The sequence below is a fragment of the Syntrophomonas sp. genome (assembly GCF_028707975.1).
In the GTDB taxonomy this organism is placed as follows: domain Bacteria; phylum Bacillota; class Syntrophomonadia; order Syntrophomonadales; family Syntrophomonadaceae; genus Syntrophomonas.
Genome location: NZ_JAQVZX010000161.1, coordinates 1 through 3,077 on the forward strand (window position 1 = coordinate 1; position 3,077 = coordinate 3,077).

Annotated in this window: 5 protein-coding genes and 1 pseudogene; 1 reads left to right on the plus strand and 5 read right to left on the minus strand. The window is 40.7% G+C overall.

All coding sequences use genetic code 11. The annotated features are described in order from the left end of the window. Positions 1-77: 77 nt before the first annotated feature. The 5 genes from PHP87_RS11645 to PHP87_RS11665 form a co-directional block, all read right to left on the minus strand. Positions 78-260 carry a PD-(D/E)XK nuclease family transposase gene (locus PHP87_RS11645; protein ID WP_299921563.1) on the minus strand — a complete coding sequence of 61 codons (183 nt, stop codon included), beginning with the start codon at positions 258-260 and terminating at the stop codon, positions 78-80. Further along, positions 257-622, minus strand: a complete 366-nt coding sequence (locus tag PHP87_RS11650) for an Rpn family recombination-promoting nuclease/putative transposase (protein ID WP_366942946.1) — start codon at positions 620-622, stop codon at positions 257-259. The genes PHP87_RS11645 and PHP87_RS11650 overlap by 4 nt, the downstream gene beginning before the upstream one ends. A gap of 257 nt (positions 623-879) precedes the next feature. Continuing rightward, on the minus strand, positions 880-1,809 hold the full coding sequence (locus tag PHP87_RS11655) for an Rpn family recombination-promoting nuclease/putative transposase (protein WP_366942944.1): 930 nt from the start codon (positions 1,807-1,809) through the stop codon (positions 880-882). Positions 1,810-2,079: 270 nt separating this feature from the next. Further along, complete coding sequence (locus PHP87_RS11660) at positions 2,080-2,307, minus strand: type II toxin-antitoxin system HicA family toxin (protein ID WP_299921565.1); 228 nt, start codon at positions 2,305-2,307, stop codon at positions 2,080-2,082. A gap of 1 nt (position 2,308) precedes the next feature. Beyond that, positions 2,309-2,536 carry a type II toxin-antitoxin system HicB family antitoxin gene (locus PHP87_RS11665; RefSeq protein WP_299921567.1) on the minus strand — a complete coding sequence of 76 codons (228 nt, stop codon included), beginning with the start codon at positions 2,534-2,536 and terminating at the stop codon, positions 2,309-2,311. 275 nt (positions 2,537-2,811) lie between these two features. Here PHP87_RS11665 and PHP87_RS11670 point away from each other — a divergent pair. After that, positions 2,812-3,077 (plus strand): annotated as a pseudogene (locus PHP87_RS11670) (MarR family transcriptional regulator); the annotation flags it as partial.

Consider the following 3,077-nt stretch of genomic DNA (forward strand, 5'->3'; position numbering starts at 1 on the left):
ACAGGCAATATGTAGACTATCAAAAAGGTCTATCCCTAATCTCTGGTATTCGTTCGATTTCAATTCAATACCCTCGTTCAGATATACCCTACTGTCTGCAATACTTGCCAGTAGTGAAGCCTTCTGTCAATAAACTCCATCCACTGTATCAGGGGTTCGCTTTCATCCTTTTCCACAGCTTCATCAAAAAGCTTGGGCAATTCTAAAAAGTGTATCTCCAGGATGTCCGTCAGTTGGTAGCCGGTCTCATCTTCAGTCAAGTGGTAGCTGCTGTGCAGTTTATTAAGGGGAATGATTTGAAGTCTAATATGTTGATGGTTACGCACTTTTTAAGTACCGCATAACTATCCTCGGCCCGGGCCTGAGAACTATATATTTTACTCCAATAGAATAGGGTTCTGGCTGGTATGAACTGGGTGGGCAGTATCTGAATCTCTATATCTATCTGTTTGCCTGAGCTCATTTTAGCCCTGACATCCAGAATTCCTTTCTTATCTTCAGCAAATTCTCTTAACAATTCGTTGTTGATTATCTCAATACCCGCGAATTCCTCTGTCGGCATTTTTAATACTGCACTTAGAAAGGCAATCAGTATATCTTTGTTTTTTTCATCACCGAAAATCCTCTATTCCAAAAAATCCATTAGGTCTTCAATCTTTCCCATATCAAGTAAAGATTTGCATTTAGATTGGCATAACAATTAAGCGCTCTGTTTCTCTTGATATTAATCGGGACAAGGAGCCTGTCCCCATCTGGGGAAATAGGCCAGACCCGTGCCAAGGTAAAAATCGCCTTTTGTTACTATTGTAACCAGAGGCGATTTCCATCTTGGCAATAACTTAACAACTTGAGTGCCTGGCACCTGCTGAACCCCGAACCCTACTTGTTTATCAAAGCTTCGATTTCTTCCCTACTTAAGCCGGATGCTTGGATAATGACATCAATATCAATCCCTTTATTTATAAGCTTGACAGCTAATTCCTTCATACCTTTTTCTATACCTTTTTCTATGCCTTTTTCCATACCTTCTTCTATGCCCTTCTCTATGCCTTCTTTAAGACCTTCCTCGCGGGCTGATTCAATCCGGGTTATCTGATCACGAATTTCCGCTTCCCTGGCTTCATAAATCATTCTGGCCTTTTCATCCTGGCTTACTATTTCCAAAATACTCAGGGCCTTTTTTATCTCTTCATTTTTTGTGGCCAGCATTTCCATCACTCCTTTGGATTTACCGTCAATAAACTCCATCCACTGAATCAGGGGTTCGCTTTCATCCTTTTCCACAGCTTCATCAAAAAGCTTGGGCAGTTCTAAAAAGTGTATCTCCAGGATGTCCGTCAGTTGGTAGCCGGTTTCATCTTCAGTCAAGTGGTAGCAGCTGTGCAGTTTATTAAGGGGAATGCATTTGAAATCTAATATGTTGATGGTTACGCATTTTTTAAGTACCGCATAACTATCCCCGGCCCGGGCCTGGGAACTATACATTTTACTCCAATAGAATAAAGTCCTGGCCGGCATGAACTGGGTGGGCAGTATCTGAATCTCTATATCTATCTGTTTGCCGGAGCTCATTTTAGCCCTGACATCCAGAATTCCTTTCTTATCTTCCGCAAATTCTCTTAACAATTCGTTGTTGATTATCTCAATACCCGCGAATTCCTCTGTCGGCATTTTTAATACTGCACTTAGAAAGGCAATCAGTATATCTTTGTTTTTTTCATCACCGAAAATCAGTTTGAATACGAAATCAATCTTAGGGGACATAATAAAGCGATCATCTATGTTTTCCGCTCTTTTTATTTCGGTCACCGCACCACCCCCTTTTATTTACAGTATAGCATAGCTATACTGCGCTTTACAGGCTTTGACTTCAAACAGTTGGGGAAGATATATCCTGTCCTGTCAGCTCGCAAATTGAAGCTCTCCAAGAGAGCCTTTTTTCTTGAATTTAACCACCGGCCAAAAGAATGAATGCAGAGGAAATATAATAAAACCGCCTTTAGTTACTATTGTAACCAGAGGCGATTTCCATCTTGGCAAAGCAATAACTTAACAACTTAAGTGCCTGGCACCTGCTGTTTAATTCTTCCTGATACGTTCATAATCTTCAATGCTTAAACCGATATCTTTGAGGATTGCTTTAATCAGTCCGCGTTTAAGGTCTTTGCTATGCATGGGTATGACAGTATTTCTGCCATCCGGTCGGTTAAATAATTTATGACTGCCTGTTTGACGTATTTCCTCAAACCCTAACTGTTTTAAAACCGATACCATTTCTTTGGGTGAAATAATCGTTATTTTACTCATTTTAAATAACCAACTCTAACTGTCTCGATTCAACGAAGTTCTGGTTAAAAACATCAATTCTGTCTTTTTCATGAACTTCCAAACATAACCTAATGGCTTCATCAATACTGGCCATTATTTCAGCCATTGTATCCCCCTGGGTATGACATCCTTTCAATTCTGGTACTGTTGCAATATATCCGCCATCTTCATCCTTTTCAATAAGTATCGTAAAACTATATTTTTTCATAAAATAACACCCCTTCTTTCTGTAGCAAGCCCCTTTGCTATTATATATTTTAACTCCCAAGAAAATTCTATTCTATATATACGGGATATACGGGGGTTTTTCCAGCAGTGGATTCAGGAGGCAGCATAATGCGCTCTTCAGCTTTTCTTTCTAGCGGTTCGCGCCATTTTTACACCCCTAGCCTATATCCTAACCCGGCATAGCCGGAACCAAAAAGGATTTTAATATTCCATGCTGAAATATACAAGAAAATATCACAGTATGGAGTGAAAACGATGTTGCTTACACAACGTTACAGTAAACAGATAGCTGGAGTTATCTCCTGCTATGACCGGGTAGTGATCCAGGGTATCCTCCCGGGGTGGTGCTTTGATCGTGGCATGACAGCTTTTCTGAACGTGAACAAGATCAGGATTTTCGACTACCCGCAGTTTGCCAATGCCTTGAGAGAGGAGATCCGCTCTCATGCGGTGGCAATCGCCGCTGAGAATAATATTGAGATCGAGTTCATCAGAAAGGTCAAGGCCTTTCGTAAGGACGA